The organism is Paenibacillus sp. FSL F4-0125, from assembly GCF_038008565.1.
Lineage (GTDB): Bacteria > Bacillota > Bacilli > Paenibacillales > Paenibacillaceae > Paenibacillus_AQ.
In genome coordinates this window covers 5,836,632-5,853,854 of the sequence record NZ_JBBOZJ010000001.1, presented here as the reverse complement: position 1 = coordinate 5,853,854, position 17,223 = coordinate 5,836,632, and the positions used below count along the sequence as shown (strand labels likewise).

Below are 17,223 nucleotides of genomic sequence, written 5' to 3'. Positions count from 1 at the left end.
TTAAATAGAAGGACCGGGGGATTTTATGGAACAGCAAGCAATTTGGGCGATAGGTATTTTTCTACTGATTTATGGACTGATTATATCTGAAAAAATTCACCGTACGATCCTAGCGATGTTAGGTGCTATTGTTATGGTAGCGATGGGCATTGTGGATCAGGAGACGGCATTGCATCACATCGATTTTAATACCATTGGATTACTTGTAGGCATGATGATGATTGTAGGAATTACTGCAGAGACAGGGCTCTTTAAATATGCAGCCGTGAAATCGGCTAAGCTGGCGAAAGGGAAGCCGAGACGGATACTGATTGCCTTATTTGTTATTACTGCTGTGGCTTCTGCCTTCTTGGATAATGTTACAACAGTGCTACTTATGGTACCCGTTACCTTCAGTATTACAAGACAACTGCGCATAAATCCGCTGCCTTTTTTGATGTCACAAATTATCGCATCGAATGTCGGTGGGACAGCAACATTGATCGGAGATCCGCCGAATATTATGATTGGCAGTGCTGTGAAAGAGCTGACTTTTATGTCCTTTATCAGCAATCTGACGCCCGTGATTATTATCATTATGTTGGCGTATATCCCGCTTTTCCTGTTGATGTTTGGTAAGCAAATTAAATCTACGCCGGAATTGCAGCAAAGCATCATGAGCATGGATGAGAAGGCGATGATTACGGATCATAAGCTGCTGCGAAAATGCTTGATCGTACTTGGAATTACGATTACAGGCTTCTTTTTACATCAGGCGTTACATTTGGAGTCTGCTACGGTTGCCTTAGCAGGGGCTTTTTTACTGCTCTTACTAACTGGAGGAGAACACATGCTGGAGAAAGCTTTTCACAGCGTGGAGTGGATTACGATCTTCTTTTTTATCGGACTGTTTGTTCTGGTATCAGGACTCGTCGAGACGGGTGTCATCGCGGAGCTGGCTGCCAAAGCAATCGAATTAACGGGTGGGGACGTGCTCATGAGCTCGATGATGATCCTATGGGTAAGTGCAATCGCTTCTGCGTTTCTTGATAATATTCCTTTTGTAGCTACGATGATTCCTTTGATTCAGGAGATGGGACAGATGGGGATTACCAATTTGGAGCCCCTCTGGTGGAGTTTGGCCTTGGGTGCTTGCTTGGGCGGCAACGGTACATTGATCGGTGCCAGTGCCAATCTGATCGTTGCCGGTCTAGCCGGAAAAGAGGGCTACCCGATTACGTTCATGAAGTACTTAAAGGTGGGCTTCCCTTTGATGCTGCTGTCCATTGTGATCTCAAGTGTATATTTATATTTAAGATACCTGATGTGAATAAGTGTGTCAGAAATAAGTTTTATTGTTGACAGCTTTTCAAATGGATGATATTTTAAATATTATAATTCCAATTGATTTACTTTGAATAAAATTTACCGACTGTTCCTACAGAGGTATTGCGCATGTAAAGCGCAATACCTCTGTTTTTTTGTAAATATAAGAACGTATAAGTTTCACGCTATATAGTATCCTTATATTTCTCACATAAACACTTATCGTCCTAATAAGGATGCCGAAGGCGATTGGGCTTTAATATCAAACTAGAAGGAGGGGTTCCGGTGGGAGAAGCGTTGCTGTCTATTTCAAATCTGAATAAACGTTTTGAGTCTGCAGGGGGTCATGTTCAGGCACTGTATAATGTTGATCTCCATGTGCAAGAAGGTGAATTCATTACGGTCATCGGCCCCAGCGGTTGCGGCAAAAGCACGCTGCTGCGCATCGTGGCCGGTTTGGACAGCGGTTATACGGGGAGTGTTACCCTAGGAGGGACGGAAATTGGAGGTCCCGGAATTGATAAAGGGTTTATTTTTCAAGAACATCGTCTCTTCCCTTGGCTCACCGTAGAGAAGAATATTGCTTCCGATTTACCGCTAGGGAACAAGGAGATTAGACGGAAGGTCGATGAGTTGATTGATCTCGTCAAGTTAAATGGATTTGAGAAATCCTATCCCCGGGAGTTATCAGGAGGGATGGCCCAACGGGTGGCGATAGCCCGTGCACTACTGCGAAATCCCAAAATCCTGCTGCTGGATGAACCGTTTGGTGCACTGGATGCGTTCACCAGAGCACATATGCAGACGGTATTACTGGACATTTGGCGTGCGAATAAAACAACCATGATTTTTGTAACACATGATATTGATGAGGCTGTATTCCTAGGCAATCGGGTAGTGATTCTAGAACCGCGCCCCGGTAAGATACGTAAGGTTGTACCGGTTGATCTGCCGTATCCACGTAAAAAAACAACGTCTTCCTTTCAAGAGCTACGTTTGAAGGTGCTGAATTATTTTGAAAAAGTCGATGAGCTTGAGCTTATTGACGGGGCAGGAATATAAATAAGTCGACCATACCAATGGAGACCTCCGAAAGTGTTCAATATTCGAGGGTCTCTTTTTGTTATTTAAAGAGATTGTAAAGCTAAAAAAAGGCGGGTGCAGAGCATGACAAATCGAGCTATGGCCGTAAGAACTTCCGGACGCCCCGGAAAGGTAACAACATTGGGACTGGGTCTTCTGTTGCCGGGCACTGTGCTGATTCTGTGGCAGACCCTAGGACACTATGGAATGATCTCAGAGATGCTGTTCCCGACACCGTATACCATTGCGGAATCATTTGTATCCTTGGCCGTCTCAGGGGATTTATGGCCGAACTTTAGGATCAGCTTGGTGAGAGCTCTTTCCGGCTTCCTGCTCGGTGGTGGACTTGGACTGCTGTTAGGCATTCTTGTAGGTCTGTTCCGCAGATCAGAGAAATTGCTAGATCCCTCCCTGCAAATGATTCGCATGATTCCGAGCTTGGCGGTAGTGCCGCTGTTCATCTTATGGTTCGGGATCGGCGAGGAATCTAAAGTGCTGTTGATTGCTAAAGGCGCATTTTTCCCACTTTATATTAATACGTTCATGGGCATTCGCGGTGTGGATAATAAGCTGTTCGAAGTTTCTCGAGTGCTTGGGTTCAGTCGGTTTAAGCAAGTTGTAAGATTAGTGCTTCCAGCGGCGCTGCCGAACATTATTCTCGGAGTGCGCCTTTCCTTGGGGCTATCTTGGTTAGGTCTGGTAGTAGCAGAGCTGATTGCTTCCACTTCAGGCATTGGGTATATGATGTCGGACGCGCGTCAATTCGCGGATACCCCTGTGGTGTTCGTGGGAATTATTATTTTTGCTATTGCAGGACTGGTGAGTGACTCTATTGTCCGCTACATTGAACGACGGCTGCTCAGATGGCAGGACAACTATCGTGGATAAACAGAAAACGCGCAAGAAACGAAAGGGGGATGCACCATGAGCGATGGAGTAGAAGCTATTTTAAAAAACGCTACAAGAGCACGGGAATCGTTAGATAGCAGTGATACTGCTCCTTTATCGACTAAGAAATCGGAGAGATCCGCGGTACCTATAGCATGGAAATCTCTACTGTCAGATTGGGGAACGGGCGCTATCATACCGGTGGTGACGATTGTTCTTTGGCAGCTGGCAGGAAGCACCGGACTGATCTCCGCGCAGTTTTTGCCGACTCCGTTGTCGATCGCCAGAGCGTTTACAGACCTATTGGTTACTGGAGAGTTAACTCATCATCTAGGTGTCAGTATGGGGAGAGCGGGAATTGGTTTTCTCATCGGAGGTGTTCTAGGCCTTTTATTCGGAGTCCTGACTGGTTTATTTCGCAGTGTGGAATATGTGCTAGATCCTAGTGTGCAGGTGTTGCGGCTTGTCCCGCATTTAGCTATAGCACCGCTGATTATTTTGTGGTTTGGCTTTGGGGAGATGTCTAAAGTAGTGATCATTCTGACAGGGTCATTTTTTCCACTCTATATTAATACGTTTATGGCCATCCGCAATGTGGATAACAAGCTGTTTGAAGTGTCTCGGGTGTTAGGCTTTAGCCCGTATCAGAAGCTGCGCAGGCTGATATTGCCGGCAGCATTACCCGGAATTTTGTTAGGATTGCGGCTGTCATTGGCTGTAGCATGGATTGGTCTTGTTGTAGCTGAGCTCATTGGTTCACAGTCCGGCATCGGATTCCTGATCAATGAGGCGAAGCAGAATTCAAATACAGAGGTTGTATTTGTAGGCATTATTATTTTTGCTATTGTCGGTAAGCTAATCGACTCTTTGTTCCGAATCATTGAACGCAAGTTCTTGTTCTGGCGCGATAGTTACGAAGGGTAAACCAATTGAGGAGGTCTTGGGACATGAGTAGATCGATACAAAAAGGATCGTTGAATTTGGTGGCGGATGTGCTCGTTATAGGCGGAGGACCGGCAGGAACATGGGCAGCCCTTACGGCCTCAGCAAAGGGTGCGAAAGTTGTCCTCGCAGATAAAGGCTATTGCGGTTCGAGCGGTGCAACTGCGCCTTCGGGAACAGGGGTCTGGTATGTCAAGCCGGATGAAAAGCTCCGCGAGGAAGCTAAGGCAAGTCGATATATATTGGGCGGTCAGCTGGCTGAATCCCGCTGGATGGACCGAGTGCTAGACCGTACCTATGTCAATATGAACAAACTTGGCGTTTCAGGATATCCATTCCCTGTAGATGAGCAGGGCAATCAGTTTCGTAGGAGTCTTCAGGGACCGGAATATATGAAATTAATGCGTAAACTGGTGAAAAAGGCGGGCGTTAAAATTTTAGATCATAGCCCAGCCATGGAGCTCCTTGCGGATGAGCATGGCGTAGCCGGAGCGGCTGGCGTTCATACGCAGAGTGGTGAGACCTGGACGGTTCAAGCCGGAGCGGTCGTTATTGCTACTGGGGGATGCGCCTTCTTAAGTAAGGCACTCGGCTGCAACGTGCTTACTGGTGACGGCTATTTATTCGCTGCTGAGGCCGGAGCAAATCTGTCAGGTATGGAGTTCTCTAATGCCTACGCGATTTGCCCTACGTTCTCATCGGTGACCAAGACGGCGTATTACAGCTATGCCAGCTTTTATTATGAGGATGGGAGCATTGTGGAAGGGGCAGGTTCCAAGAAAGGACGTTCAGTGATCGCTCGGAATTTGCTGGCAGGCAATCAGGTGTACGCCAAACTGGACGGAGCGCCCGAAGATTTAAGACCGCTGCTGCGGGTGGCGCAGACGAACTTTTTCCTGCCCTTTGATCGACAAGGGATCGATCCGTTCAAGGATGCTTTTCCGGTTACGCTTCGTCTGGAAGGAACGGTTCGCGGGACGGGTGGTATTCATATCACAGACGAAAGCTGTGGCACAGGTGTTCCGGGACTTTATGCGGCAGGAGATGCAGCAACCCGTGAGCTGATTTGCGGGGGATTTACTGGTGGTGGCAGTCATAATGCGGCTTGGGCTATGTCATCCGGCTCTTTTGCAGGAGAAGGGGCAGCTGTCTATGCGCAGAGCCTTGGCTCACATGCAGCGCACCGTAATCCAGTCGGCTTATCATCTTCCCCACTGGTTCATCAAGAAGTGAAGCCAGGAGTGACTGCTCAAACGACAGAGGTTGTATCTGCTGTGCAGGCTGAAGTGAAGCCGTATGACATTAATTTATTCCGTACGGACAAAGGGCTGACCTCTTCATTAGGTCGTCTGGATGAACTGTGGAAAGATCAGCGCAGCCGTGAGATTCAGCGTACACCTGAAGGGGTTAAAGCGCGTGAAGCAGAAGCCATGACAGCAACCGCCCGCTGGATGTACAATTCCGCGCTTGCCCGTACTGAGACGAGGGGCATGCATAAGCGTGAAGATTTTAAGGGAACGGATCAAGATCAGCATCATCGCTTGATTAGCGGTGGATTGGATCAGGTATGGGTGAAGACAGAAGCCGTGGCCAAGGAGGGTGTTTTATCGTGATTGAGGTGATCAGCGCTGCCAGATGTGTAGAGTGCAACCAATGTGTATCGGTCTGCCCGACCAATGTTTTCGAACAGGTAGAGGATGGTATTCCTGTTATTGCCCGGCAGAGCGATTGCCAGACTTGCTTTATGTGTGAGCTGTACTGTCCTGTGGATGCTCTTTATGTAGCGCCAGATTCAGAGAAAGTGATTGGGGTGACAGAGGCAGGGCTAGAGGAGCAGGGTCTACTTGGTGGTTATCGTGAAAAAGTAGGCTGGGGCAAAGGCAGACAGCCGGTAGCAAGCCATGACTTTATGTACAAATTGGCGTCGAGGGCAGGGTTCTGATCTTGATTAAGATTTAAATAAATAACATTTACTAGGGGGAGAAAGTAATGAAACAAGCGTACAGAGAGATTCAAGGGAAACAATCTAAAAGGATACGATTTGCACTTTTAACTACGATAATGATGATCATGCTGGTGCTTCAGGCTTGCGGAAATAACACTGGAGGCAATGGAGCATCTGCATCCGGCGGCTCTAATACAGAGAAATCTGGAGGAGAGACCGCGAGTAATGTTCCAGCGGTTCTAAATTTTGGTTTTATCGGCTCCAATAAGCTGAATGTGCCAGGTGGCGCGGAGGGCTGGGGCTTTTATAAGGGGATCATTCAGGAAGAGTTAAAGAAATATGGCATTACTGAGGTGAAGCTTACGGGCTTTCCAAACGGTCCCGATCAGACAGAATCCTTAATTAGTGGTCGGCTGGATATCGGCAGTCTTGGGGATACACCTGCTATTATTGCTTATGCTTCTGGCGCCAAGACGCGTCTGATTTCACAATCCTCAGCCAACACTATCGGTTATTTAATCGGTAAGAAGGATGGGCCTAAGACGGTGAAAGATCTGCAAGGTAAAACTATCGCGATTCAAAAAGGCTCCTTCATGCACCGCTATGTGGTCGGATTACTGCAAGAAGAAGGCGTGACTGACTACAAACTTGTCCATATGCTCATTCCGGATGCTACCGCAGCTTTAGCCCGTGGAGATGTAGATGCTACTACGAACTTGGGTGTTCCTGCGCTAAAGTTAATTGACCAAGGCTATACTCACTTGGATGATGCCTCGAAGCATCCGAACCTGCTTGGCACTAGCGCAACCGTTGTGTCTGAGGATTATCTGGCGAAATTCCCTGATTTCCCTAAGGTATGGAATGCCGCTCGTGAGAAAGCATTGGCTGACTTGAAGCAGCATGAAGATGAATATTATCAATTCCTCGCCGAAATCGGAGATACAACCCCTGAGCTGGCGAAGCAAGTAAATCCGATCAGCGATATCAAGGATACCGCATTTACTGATGAGGGAACCAAGCTGCTGGAGGGTACTAAAAACTTCCTTGTCGAAGAAAAGCTTGCGAAAAAGGATTTTAATATTAGTGATTGGCAGCTGAAATAACGATGGCTGGGAAGCACAACCTGAATTTGAAGCGGTCTAAAATAGCATGTGCTAGCTAATTTTTTTGGGAGGAAGTCAAATGTCGCAGCTTAAGAAGGAAATGACAGTGGATGTCCTCGTGCTTGGAGGAGGCCCCGCAGGTGCTTGGGCGGCATGGAGTGCAGCGTCGCAAGGTGCAAAGGTAGTCCTGGCCGATAAGGGCTACTTGGGTACAAGCGGGGCTACTGCTCCGGGCGGTACAACACTGCTCGTTATCCCTCCGATTGCCGAACTGCGAGAGCAGGCGGTTCAATCCAGGCTGAAATCCGGTGGATATTTGTCGGAGAATGCTTGGATTCACCGAGTGCTGGATCAGGTAGAGCAGAATCTGGCTCTAGTCGAGCAGTGGGGTTATCCTTTTCCGAAGGATGAGGCAGGCAACTCACTTCGTACACATCTGCATGGGCCAGAATACATGCGGATTATGCGAAGAGTTGTCCGCAAAGCGGGGGTCACGATCCTCGATCAGTCGCCAGCGCTAGAGCTTCTTCATGATGAACATGGGGTTGGCGGGGCACGTGGAATCAACCGTCTGACAGGGGAGTCTTGGGAAGTGAAGGCTAATGCCGTAGTGATGGCAACCGGAGGCTGCGCTTTTCTCAGCAAAGGTCTTGGCTGCAACGTACTGACAGGCGAAGGGCTGCTGATGTCTGCTGAAGTGGGAGCCGAGCTGTCGGGCATGGAATTCAGCCGCCAATACGCGCCGAGCTTTGCGGATGGAACCGTAACCCGCGGCCGTATGCTGGCGTGGGCAACGCTTTATGACGCGGACGGTCATCCGCTGCATAAAGGGGATCGGACTTTTGGCAGCATTCCTGAAATGATGCTCAAAGGTCCGGTTTATGCTTCGCTCGATCTGGCAGATACAGCGGAGAAACAGGATTTTCTGCGAAAAGCGCATCCGATTTTCTTTATGCCGCTGGAGCGGGCGGGGATTGATGCGTTTAAGCAGAAATTCCCGCTCACCCTGCGCTATGAGGGAACCATGCGCGGTACTGGGGGGTTGCGCTTGAGCGGCACGGACTGCCGGACGACCGTGCCCGGACTTTATGCGGCTGGAGATGCCGCATCTCGCGAGAAAGTGACCGGCGCCATCTCCGGCGGCGGGGCTTACAACGCTTCCTGGGCCATATGCAGCGGAAGCTGGGCAGGCCAGGGAGCCGCGCAGCATGCGCGGTCCTGCCGAGGGCAGGCGAACAGCCGCAACCTTACCGCAGCGGGACGCTACGGTCTGGCGGCTGGCGCCGACACCTCGGAGACGCTGGAGGTGAAGCCGCTAGTCGCGGCGATCCAGCGTGAAATCTTACCGCTGCAGATTAATTATTTCCGCAGCGAGCCGGGCATTTCTTCAGCCTTGAAGCGGCTGAATGCCTTGATGCCCTTCTTGAACGGGCGGGTCCCCGCCACCGTACAGGGCATCGTGCAAGCGCGTGAAGCCGCGGCTATGCTAGCGGTCGGCAGGTGGATGTACACCGCCGCGCTGGCTCGGAAGGAGACGCGCGGCCTGCAAAAGCTCGCGGAATATCCGGAGCTTGATCCGCGTCAAACCCACCGGCTGATTGTATCCGGTATAGAGCAAATAAGCATCGGTACCGAGGCTGTGCCCCATGCTCATGAACTGAATCTACTAAAGGAGGGGCAGGCGATATGATCGAACTAATCAGCGTGGAACGCTGCGTGGGTTGTAAACTGTGTACGAAAGTATGTCCGACAAACGTATTCGAAATGCAGGGGAAGATTCCGGTAATTGCGCGTCAGGAAGATTGCCAGACTTGCTTTATGTGTGAAGCTTATTGCCCTGTAGATGCACTCTATGTAGCACCACAGGCAGATCAGCTGATCGGTGTAAATGAGGAGGCGCTAATCCAGACAGGGCTGCTAGGGAGCTGGCGGGCTGAGATCGGCTGGGGACCGGGCGCTAACGGTTCGATGGCGGAAAGAGATACTACCCCTTATTTTGAAGTGTTTACCGAGCAGTACCGTACGTGAAAAAGCCGCCCAGAGTTGGAGTCTGGGCGGCTTATTGTTGTATAGAAATTCAATCTATATAGGTTGAACATAAGAATATAACAAAAAGCGAGAGGGATCGGAGGGGGAAATTGGAACTGTAGGAGCGATAGCGACCGCCTTTGTCCCGGGATTTCCACCGCGAAGAGCGGTTTCAATCAAGAAATCTGGGGACAACAGCGGCCGGAAGTCCAATTATTCACCGCAGTGACTACTATGCTTTAAGTTAATATTATTAGTTCGGTATATATCTAGACAAATCTATAGCAGTGCTTCGATCGCTGGCTCAATATCCAGCGGATCTACAGTAGATTCGAATCTTGTAATTACATTGCCTTCGCGATCAATTAGAAATTTAGTGAAGTTCCATTTGATTTCGTCATTGTTCAGCGCTTCCGGATCTTTGCTCTCAAGCATGCTTTGGAGCAGCTTTCCTGAAGAATGGTTCATGTCGAAGCCCTCAAATCCGGCTTGCTCCGTAAGGTGAGTAAAGAGGGGATGTTTATGTTCACCCTTTACTTCAACCTTTTCAAAGAGAGGAAATGTAACGCCGTAGTTAATTTGGCAAAATACATTCACTTCTTCATTGGTGCCAGGCTCCTGCTCTCCAAATTGGTTCGAAGGAAAACCGAGAATTTGGAAGCCGCGATCTTCGTATCGCTCATAGAGCTTTTGCAGGTCGGAGTATTGGTGGGTAAACCCACATTTACTTGCTGTATTTACAATCAAAAGTACATTACCTTTGTATTGCTCTAATTCGATATCTTTTCCGCGAATACTGCGTGCTGTATATGGATAAATGCTCATGCTGCTACATCCCTTCAGTTATGTATTGTAAACCCTAAAGCTGCCAGTGAATAAGAATAGGAAAAATTTTCAATGATTTAATTGTAAACAATGTAAATATCACTGTCAACTTCATACCGAGAAAGGGGTGGAACCTTTAAAGCAGAACTAGAATAGTATGGATATGGCTATGGGTTATTTCATATTTCAAAGTCTATTCAAAGCAGCTGTTATAGGAATAATTCTACCTCATTTCATTTTAATGCGTTAAAGCTACTCTGCGTTCCATTATTATCTTGCATCGAAAACATTTTTTGATTAAGATAGCAGAAACCAGCGCAAAAGACGCGCTGACATAAACAAGGACTATGACGAAGAGAGTAAGCATTATAGCGGATCTTAACAGGGAAGGCGTGCCGGAGACTGAGAGCACCCTCATGAGACGATTAATGCCGAAGTTCACTTCCGAGTCGGCCCCTGAAGTAGTTTGTCACAGGTCGTGACAGGTATGAGTAGGGAGGCCCGCGCCCCGCGTTACCGGGTTTAAGATAGAGTTAATCTTTAGTCAAGGGAATTCAATATTCTATTCCTTTGTGCTAGTATTCGGGTTAATTCTAAATAAGGGTGGTACCACGGCTCCTCGTCCCTTGCGACGGGGGGCCTTTTTGCGTTTCAAATTATAACAAAGAAGAGGGAGTGGAAGGGTAATGAGTAACGTGGAATTGGATGTTCTTAGAGGTCGTCTGGATGAAATCAATGGGCAATTGCTGGAGCTGATCTCCGAGCGGGCTAAGATTGTGCAGGAGATTGGAGTAGTTAAAGAAAAGCAAGGTGTGCCTAAGTTCGATCCAGAACGTGAAAAGAAAATGTTGGATCAGCTCGTAGCCAGCAACAAAGGACCTTTCACTGACGGGACCATCCGCAGCCTCTTCAAACAAATTTTTTCAGCTTCTCTGGACTTACAATCCGATGAACATAAAAAAACCTTACTAGTAGCACGCAAGGGTCACAAAGAAGATACAGTGATTGTTTTGCCAGGAGATGTTACGGTTGGCGGCTCTTCTTCACTGATGGTAGCTGGCCCTTGCTCCGTGGAGAGCGAACTACAGACCCGCACCGTAGCTGCTGCTCTGCAAAAGGCTGGCGTACGTGTTATGCGTGGCGGTGCCTTCAAGCCCCGTACTTCTCCTTATGACTTCCAAGGTCTAGGTATGGACGGACTAAGAATATTGCGCGAAGCAGCAAATGACTATGGTCTGCTGACCATTAGTGAAATTGTAGATCCAAGACATATTGAAGAGTCTTTAGATTATGTAGATATCATCCAGATCGGTGCACGGAACATGCACAATTTCGAGCTGCTCAAGGCAGTCGGAGAAGTTAATAAGCCAGTGCTGCTGAAACGAGGATTGGCTGCCACACTTGATGAATTCATACATGCAGCGGAATACATTATGTCTCGTGGTAACACACAAATCATGTTGATTGAACGCGGAATTCGTACCTATGAAAAAGCGACCCGCAACACGCTCGATATCTCAGCAGTGCCTATTCTCAAGCAGGAATGCCATTTGCCAGTATTGGTCGATGTTACTCACTCTACAGGACGCAAAGACATTCTCATCCCTTGCGCAAAAGCCGCGCTCGCAGCCGGAGCCGATGGGATTATGGTCGAGGTGCATCCTGATCCTGCAACCGCGCTGTCCGATGCCGCACAGCAGCTGAATATTGATGAGTTCAACACCTTCTTTAACGAAGTGAAAGCATCCGGACTGTACCGAATCTAGAAATATAGAATTTGAATGATTTTTCAAGGATTGACTAGAAAACGAGGTGAATAAGCGCTTACAAGTCTAACTAATCTTTTTGTGAAGGTGAAGGCGGGTCGAGTACAATAAGCAACATTAGCGTTGCACCGGCCCCGGGTCTTTTGGAAAAAGGCCTATATACCTTAATAGTCACAGGAGGAAATTAGATTTTGAAGCAGCTTACCTTAAATAATGGGTGGTTTTCTAACACTCGAACCGATATTTTATCGGGGATGACCGTAGCCGTTGCACTGATTCCTGAAGCGATCGCTTTTTCAATCCTGGCGGGAGTAAGTCCGATGGTTGGTTTATACGCCTCTTTCTGTATTGCGATTGTAACAGCACTTGCCGGAGGCAGACCCGGAATGATTTCGGCGGCTACAGGGGCTATGGCTTTGTTAGTCGGAAGTCTTGTACTAGAACACGGAATAGAGTATCTGTTCGCAGCAACTGTACTGGCTGGTGTGTTTCAGATATTGATGGGGATGCTAAAGCTGGGCCGTTTCATCACGTTTTTGCCACAGCCGGTTATGACGGGGTTTATCAACGCTCTGGCAATACTGATTTTTATGGCGCAGCTTACCCATTTTAATGGACAGGGCTGGGTGATGTACGGCCTGGTAGCTCTGACATTGCTCATTATCTACACGGTTCCTCGGTTTACCAAAGCCGTACCTTCAGCACTTGTAGCGATTGTTATCGTTTCTGTTCTTAGCATCGCTCTTCATCTGGACGTAAAAACCGTAGGCGATATGGGGAATATTACAGCAACTTTGCCACTATTTCATCTTCCGCAAATCCCGTTCACGCTGGATACTCTGCTTATTATTTTGCCATATTCACTCTCACTGGCCGTAGTTGGGCTATTGGAATCACTGATGACTGCCACCTTAATAGACGATATTACGGGCACAGGTAGTGATAAGAACAGAGAGGCGAAGGGACAGGGACTTGCGAATGTAGTCACTGGTTTTTTCGGAGGGATGGCAGGCTGTGCGATGATCGGTCAGTCAATGGTTAACATGAAGTCTGGAGGACGCACGCGTCTGTCTACGTTTGTGTCAGGGATCTTTTTATTGTTCCTAATTATTGTACTTGGCGATGTGGTTAAGCAGATCCCGATGGGGGCGCTGGTCGGCGTAATGATAATGGTCTGTATCAGCACCTTTGAATGGGGCTCGCTCAAAACTTTAACCCGTGTTCCGCTCAGTGATGCGCTGGTTATGATTGTGACGGTGGTCACCGTGGTGGCTACGGACAACCTTTCTATTGGTGTTTTATTTGGAGTTCTGTTAAGTGCTCTAACGTTTGCCTGGAAAATAGCTTCGATCCGCCTAACTGTTCAGGAAGCTGCCTCTTCCAAAACATATGCGGTTTCCGGCCAGCTGTTCTTCGGCACGACAAGCCACTTCATTCATGAATTCGCCTACGATAGCGATCCGGATCATATTATTATCGATTTTTCACACTCCCATGTGTGGGACCAGTCCGCAGTTCATGCCATAGCGAAGACGATGAGCAACTACGCCGAGCGTGGCAAAAAAGTCACCATTACCGGACTTAATGACCAGAGCTCGCAGCTGGTTCAGCGGGTGGGATTATCATTATGAAAAAAGATTGCGCTATATGCGCGATCTTTTTTTTATAGCAGGGATAACCGTAATAGAAGAAGTGCAAGGTTTTACTTTTGGTGCAAATTGATATAAAGTATAAAGTGGATAATGTTTATCCGCTTTATACACGGATGTTATCATCTACAGTTCTATTCAAGCTATCTACGTAAATCGAGGTGCTGTACATGCATATGAAAACAGGGGTAGAACAGTCAGTATATGCACTGGTTCTACTCAACATGCTGCCGGATAAGGCGGTGCTGTCTGGGGAAGCGATTAGCCAGCAACTCGGAGCATCGGCGACCTATTTTCAGAAACTGTTAAGAAAGCTGGTTACCGCAGACATCATCACATCTGTTCCCGGTATTAAGGGCGGCTTTAAATTAAAGAAGAGACCTGAGGATATTCGTGTATATGACGTTTACCTCGCGGTGGAGGGACAGCAGTCGCTGTATTCATCCAATGGTATTCTGGTAGACATGTTGGATTTAGAAAAAGAAGATAGCTGCTGCCTGTTAACCAATCTGATGGAAGAAGCTGAATCCTCCTGGAAAGCTGTATTAAAACGGGAGACTATTGCTTCGTTGTCGGAGGAAATGCGCGGTGAACGGTTTAAAGATAAGATTGCAGCCTTAGAGGAATGGATCCGCAATAAAATGGTCATCTAACCAAAGAAGGGATGTATTCGCATGAGATTGAGCGTATTGGATCAGGCACCCGTGACTAGTGGTAACACAGCGGAAGGTGCTTTGAATAAAGCAGAAGAATTGGCTATTTTAGCAGATGAGTTGGGATATAGCAGAATGTGGATGGCTGAGCACCATGGCGGAAATACATTTGCTAGCTCGGCTCCTGAAGTAACGGCAGCGCGTTTAGCCGCCAAGACCAACCGTATTCGAATCGGCACCGGCGGTGTGATGATGATGCATTATTCTCCACTTAAGCTGGCGGAAGTATTTAAAACGTTAAGTGCTTTTTCCCCGGGGAGAATTGATTTCGGTGTAGGAAGAGCGCCTGGCGGCGATACAAGCGCCATGTACGCTCTGTCTGAAGGCCGCGAGTTAATGCTTCATAACATGTATGATAAGCTTGGCATTACTATGCAGCTGCTTAGCGATCAGATTCCGGAAGATGAGCTGTATGCCAAAAATCTCGCTGCTCCAACGAAGGTGGCGCTCCCAGAAGTATGGTTGTTAGGCTCGAGCGGCAACAGTGCGCGAAAAGCTGCACAAATGGGAGTCGGATACTCTTTTGCGCAATTTTTTAACGGTGCGATGAGTAATGAGATCTTGGACCATTATCGGAATAACTATCAGCCTTCTATCTTCATGGACAAACCTGAGATCAGTGTATCCTATATGGTGACTACAGCAGAAACGAAGGAAGAAGCTGAGTATGAGGCATTACCGCAGGATATTTTCCGCTTGATGATGAGTAAGGGCAGAATTACGCAGGTGCTGACACCAGAAGAAGCTCAGAACATATCGTTATCAGAAATTGACCGGATGGCAATCAAGGAAGGTCGTAAGATTCATTTGGTCGGTGCGGTTAAAGACATCGCCGTACGCCTGCAAGAAGAACAAGCACAATATGGATTCCAGGAAGCGATGATATGCAGCATTCCGCATTCGCAGGAAAAACGGCTAGAGGTTTACCGGTTACTGGCGAGTGAACTGCTCGGTTCTTGATTCTGGAGAGCTAAGAGTGAGTGATTGATTATAATAGCAATTTCCCATCTTAACCCGCATTTGATGCGGGTTTTTTGTATGCCCAATTTAGCTTTTTGATCGACGCATGCCCTCAAAAGACAATAAATTAACCCTCCCGCCCCCTAAAAGTAACATTTGAATATTTAACTTCATCTATGATTAATGAAAGATTTAATTTTAAAAAAAGGATAGGAAGTGACCAAGAGATGTTTCCTTTACATAAATCCGTTACGCTGACAGCTTTGCTTCTAATGAATCTGCTGGCGGGTTGCCAACATCAGGCTGATCCAGCCCCCCTTCAATCGGCCAACGACTACCATACATCAAGACCGAAACCAACAGACACCGCTGCTAACCTCATTAAGCTGGAATGGAATCTGGTGGATACAATCCCTGTAGTCTCTCAACTAAGTGCTCCACCTACAGGCGCTACTTTGATTACAGAAAAGAAGCTTGATGATTTCGGAGGAGTCAAAGTGAGTGTGTATACGATGGCTAGTGACGAAGACTATGTATATGCCAGAGTTTCTTCATCCCAAGGACAATACAGTCTAGGGGCGATAGGAACTTATAATTATCGTCAGCCGGAGAATATCAAGGTAGAAGTGGTGCGGATTTTTAGCGAAAAGGTGCTGAAAATCACCGGTGGACTAGGAGCAAATAATTCGCTCACTAACTATTATTTAATCGACGAGAGTGGTAACCCCTCGGGATTGCTGCAGATAGATACCGGACATTCCAAAGAGCTGGATGTTGATGGGGATGGATCTATTGAGGGTGTAGCTGCACATGGAAATCCGATGAGTGCCTACATTTACCGCTGGAATGTTGATCACGCTGAGGTAACTTTCGTTAATGATGCTTTAAAGGCGGATTCCGTGGTACTAACGGATGAAGGAATATATGAAGCTTTAAATATCGGGGACAAGCAGAGCAAAAGATTCCGGTTGAACTTAGAAGGACTGATCCAAGAGTAATAACGTCATGACCAGTGCTGCTGAAATATTTCCTGCGACCAATTCGCTCAAACCTCCGTATAGACGATTAAGCTTAAATGATTATCCATAATCTAGGAGGGGTATTGGATGAATATGCAAATGAATCCGAAATTGAAACAGCTGCGTCCGGGAAAAATAGTTAGCGGTGTTGCAGCAGTGCTCATTGTATTGTTGATTGGCGCGAACTCTTTTGTATCTGTGGAATATGGGCATGTAGGTTTGTACAAAACCTTTGGTAAATTAAATGACAACACGTTGTCACCCGGCATTCATTTTAAAATTCCATTTATTCAGACGGTAATTCAGGTCAACACGCAGGTAACGAAGGCGGAGACCGATACTTCAGCTTCTTCAAAAGATCTTCAGCCTGTATCCACACATGTAGCAGTGAATTATTCCGTAAACAAGGCTTCCGCCTTTAATCTGATGAACAATATCGGAGGTAATTTTGACAATGTAATTATCAATCCGGCCATTCAAGAAATCGTCAAGGAAGTGACGGCAAAATATCCAGCAGAAGATTTGATTACGCGCCGTGATGTAGTGTCTAGTGAGATCAGTGAGCATTTAACTGCTAGGCTGGCAAAATATGACCTGATCGTCAACGATATTAACATCGTTAACTTTAAATTCTCGGAGGCGTTCAATCAGTCCATTGAAGCGAAGCAGGTTGCTCAGCAGCAGGCGCTAAAAGCGGAGAATGATCTTCGTAGGATTGAAATCGAAGCAAAGCAAAAAATCGCCCAGGCGCAAGCAGAGGCTGAATCTCTAAGACTAAAGAAGCAGGAGGTTACACCTGAGCTGGTGCAGCTGAAGCAAATTGAGGTCCAAGAGAAAGCGTTAGAAAAATGGAACGGCGTGCTGCCGTCAGTAACAGGGGGAGCGACTCCATTTGTGGATATTCAATCCCTGACGAAATAATTCATTGTTGGATTTCTGATTTATTTTTCCAATTGCTGTTCTGTTTGAGTTCGTGGCTGTCTGCTTCAACATCTAC

General features: G+C 47.3%; 16 protein-coding genes. 15 read left to right on the top strand and 1 reads right to left on the bottom strand.

What is annotated here, in order from left to right; genetic code table 11:
- The first annotated feature begins 25 nt into the window (after positions 1–25).
- From NST74_RS26005 to NST74_RS25965, 9 genes are all read left to right on the top strand, one after another.
- Positions 26–1,309 (top strand): ArsB/NhaD family transporter, encoded by a 1,284-nt coding sequence (locus NST74_RS26005; RefSeq protein ID WP_076120306.1) that lies wholly within the window; start codon positions 26–28, stop codon positions 1,307–1,309.
- 281 nt (positions 1,310–1,590) lie between these two features.
- Entirely contained in the window at positions 1,591–2,367 is a 777-nt protein-coding gene (locus NST74_RS26000) for an ABC transporter ATP-binding protein (protein WP_341115198.1), read from the top strand.
- Positions 2,368–2,472: 105 nt separating this feature from the next.
- Entirely contained in the window at positions 2,473–3,276 is an 804-nt protein-coding gene (locus NST74_RS25995; RefSeq protein WP_341115197.1) for an ABC transporter permease, read from the top strand.
- Positions 3,277–3,312: 36 nt separating this feature from the next.
- Positions 3,313–4,200, top strand: a complete 888-nt coding sequence (locus NST74_RS25990; protein ID WP_081954196.1) for an ABC transporter permease — start codon at positions 3,313–3,315, stop codon at positions 4,198–4,200.
- Positions 4,201–4,223: 23 nt separating this feature from the next.
- Positions 4,224–5,831: an FAD-binding protein gene (locus NST74_RS25985; protein WP_341115196.1), complete on the top strand. Its 1,608-nt coding sequence runs from the start codon at positions 4,224–4,226 to the stop codon at positions 5,829–5,831.
- Entirely contained in the window at positions 5,828–6,160 is a 333-nt protein-coding gene (locus NST74_RS25980; RefSeq protein ID WP_341115195.1) for a ferredoxin family protein, read from the top strand. The genes NST74_RS25985 and NST74_RS25980 overlap by 4 nt, the downstream gene beginning before the upstream one ends.
- Before the next feature lie 47 nt (positions 6,161–6,207).
- Positions 6,208–7,266: an ABC transporter substrate-binding protein gene (locus NST74_RS25975; protein WP_052414745.1), complete on the top strand. Its 1,059-nt coding sequence runs from the start codon at positions 6,208–6,210 to the stop codon at positions 7,264–7,266.
- Between the two features lie 79 nt (positions 7,267–7,345).
- A complete protein-coding gene (locus NST74_RS25970; RefSeq protein WP_341115193.1) occupies positions 7,346–8,956 on the top strand; it encodes an FAD-binding protein in 1,611 nt (536 codons plus the stop codon).
- Positions 8,953–9,294: a 4Fe-4S binding protein gene (locus NST74_RS25965; RefSeq protein WP_076285502.1), complete on the top strand. Its 342-nt coding sequence runs from the start codon at positions 8,953–8,955 to the stop codon at positions 9,292–9,294. The genes NST74_RS25970 and NST74_RS25965 overlap by 4 nt, the downstream gene beginning before the upstream one ends.
- Before the next feature lie 279 nt (positions 9,295–9,573).
- On the opposite strand, the gene NST74_RS25960 is transcribed toward NST74_RS25965, so the two are convergent.
- Positions 9,574–10,119: a glutathione peroxidase gene (locus NST74_RS25960; protein ID WP_341115191.1), complete on the bottom strand. Its 546-nt coding sequence runs from the start codon at positions 10,117–10,119 to the stop codon at positions 9,574–9,576.
- A 686-nt stretch (positions 10,120–10,805) separates the two neighbouring features.
- Between NST74_RS25960 and NST74_RS25955 the strand changes: the two genes are divergently transcribed.
- From NST74_RS25955 to NST74_RS25930, 6 genes are all read left to right on the top strand, one after another.
- The gene (locus tag NST74_RS25955; protein ID WP_042131084.1) at positions 10,806–11,885 is read left to right on the top strand and encodes a bifunctional 3-deoxy-7-phosphoheptulonate synthase/chorismate mutase; all 1,080 of its coding nucleotides are present in this window, start codon (positions 10,806–10,808) and stop codon (positions 11,883–11,885) included.
- A gap of 188 nt (positions 11,886–12,073) precedes the next feature.
- On the top strand, positions 12,074–13,516 hold the full coding sequence (locus NST74_RS25950; RefSeq protein WP_445668217.1) for a SulP family inorganic anion transporter: 1,443 nt from the start codon (positions 12,074–12,076) through the stop codon (positions 13,514–13,516).
- A gap of 188 nt (positions 13,517–13,704) precedes the next feature.
- Positions 13,705–14,187: an RrF2 family transcriptional regulator gene (locus tag NST74_RS25945; protein WP_042131082.1), complete on the top strand. Its 483-nt coding sequence runs from the start codon at positions 13,705–13,707 to the stop codon at positions 14,185–14,187.
- Between the two features lie 21 nt (positions 14,188–14,208).
- Positions 14,209–15,207, top strand: a complete 999-nt coding sequence (locus NST74_RS25940; RefSeq protein ID WP_341115188.1) for an LLM class flavin-dependent oxidoreductase — start codon at positions 14,209–14,211, stop codon at positions 15,205–15,207.
- A gap of 227 nt (positions 15,208–15,434) precedes the next feature.
- Positions 15,435–16,205 carry a hypothetical protein gene (locus tag NST74_RS25935; RefSeq protein WP_341115186.1) on the top strand — a complete coding sequence of 257 codons (771 nt, stop codon included), beginning with the start codon at positions 15,435–15,437 and terminating at the stop codon, positions 16,203–16,205.
- A gap of 108 nt (positions 16,206–16,313) precedes the next feature.
- Complete coding sequence (locus NST74_RS25930; RefSeq protein WP_042131079.1) at positions 16,314–17,147, top strand: prohibitin family protein; 834 nt, start codon at positions 16,314–16,316, stop codon at positions 17,145–17,147.
- Positions 17,148–17,223: the final 76 nt, after the last annotated feature.

Bases quoted from the DNA above. Each gene is read 5' to 3' on its own strand.
- NST74_RS26005 (WP_076120306.1), top strand. From the start codon at position 26: ATGGAACAGCAAGCAATTTGGGCGATAGGTATTTTTCTACTGATTTAT.
- NST74_RS25995 (WP_341115197.1), top strand. From the start codon at position 2,473: ATGACAAATCGAGCTATGGCCGTAAGAACTTCCGGACGCCCCGGAAAG.
- NST74_RS25990 (WP_081954196.1), top strand. From the start codon at position 3,313: ATGAGCGATGGAGTAGAAGCTATTTTAAAAAACGCTACAAGAGCACGG.
- NST74_RS25985 (WP_341115196.1), top strand. From the start codon at position 4,224: ATGAGTAGATCGATACAAAAAGGATCGTTGAATTTGGTGGCGGATGTG.
- NST74_RS25975 (WP_052414745.1), top strand. From the start codon at position 6,208: ATGAAACAAGCGTACAGAGAGATTCAAGGGAAACAATCTAAAAGGATA.
- NST74_RS25970 (WP_341115193.1), top strand. From the start codon at position 7,346: ATGTCGCAGCTTAAGAAGGAAATGACAGTGGATGTCCTCGTGCTTGGA.
- NST74_RS25965 (WP_076285502.1), top strand. From the start codon at position 8,953: ATGATCGAACTAATCAGCGTGGAACGCTGCGTGGGTTGTAAACTGTGT.
- NST74_RS25960 (WP_341115191.1), bottom strand. From the start codon at position 10,119: ATGAGCATTTATCCATATACAGCACGCAGTATTCGCGGAAAAGATATC.
- NST74_RS25955 (WP_042131084.1), top strand. From the start codon at position 10,806: ATGAGTAACGTGGAATTGGATGTTCTTAGAGGTCGTCTGGATGAAATC.
- NST74_RS25945 (WP_042131082.1), top strand. From the start codon at position 13,705: ATGCATATGAAAACAGGGGTAGAACAGTCAGTATATGCACTGGTTCTA.
- NST74_RS25940 (WP_341115188.1), top strand. From the start codon at position 14,209: ATGAGATTGAGCGTATTGGATCAGGCACCCGTGACTAGTGGTAACACA.
- NST74_RS25935 (WP_341115186.1), top strand. From the start codon at position 15,435: ATGTTTCCTTTACATAAATCCGTTACGCTGACAGCTTTGCTTCTAATG.
- NST74_RS25930 (WP_042131079.1), top strand. From the start codon at position 16,314: ATGAATATGCAAATGAATCCGAAATTGAAACAGCTGCGTCCGGGAAAA.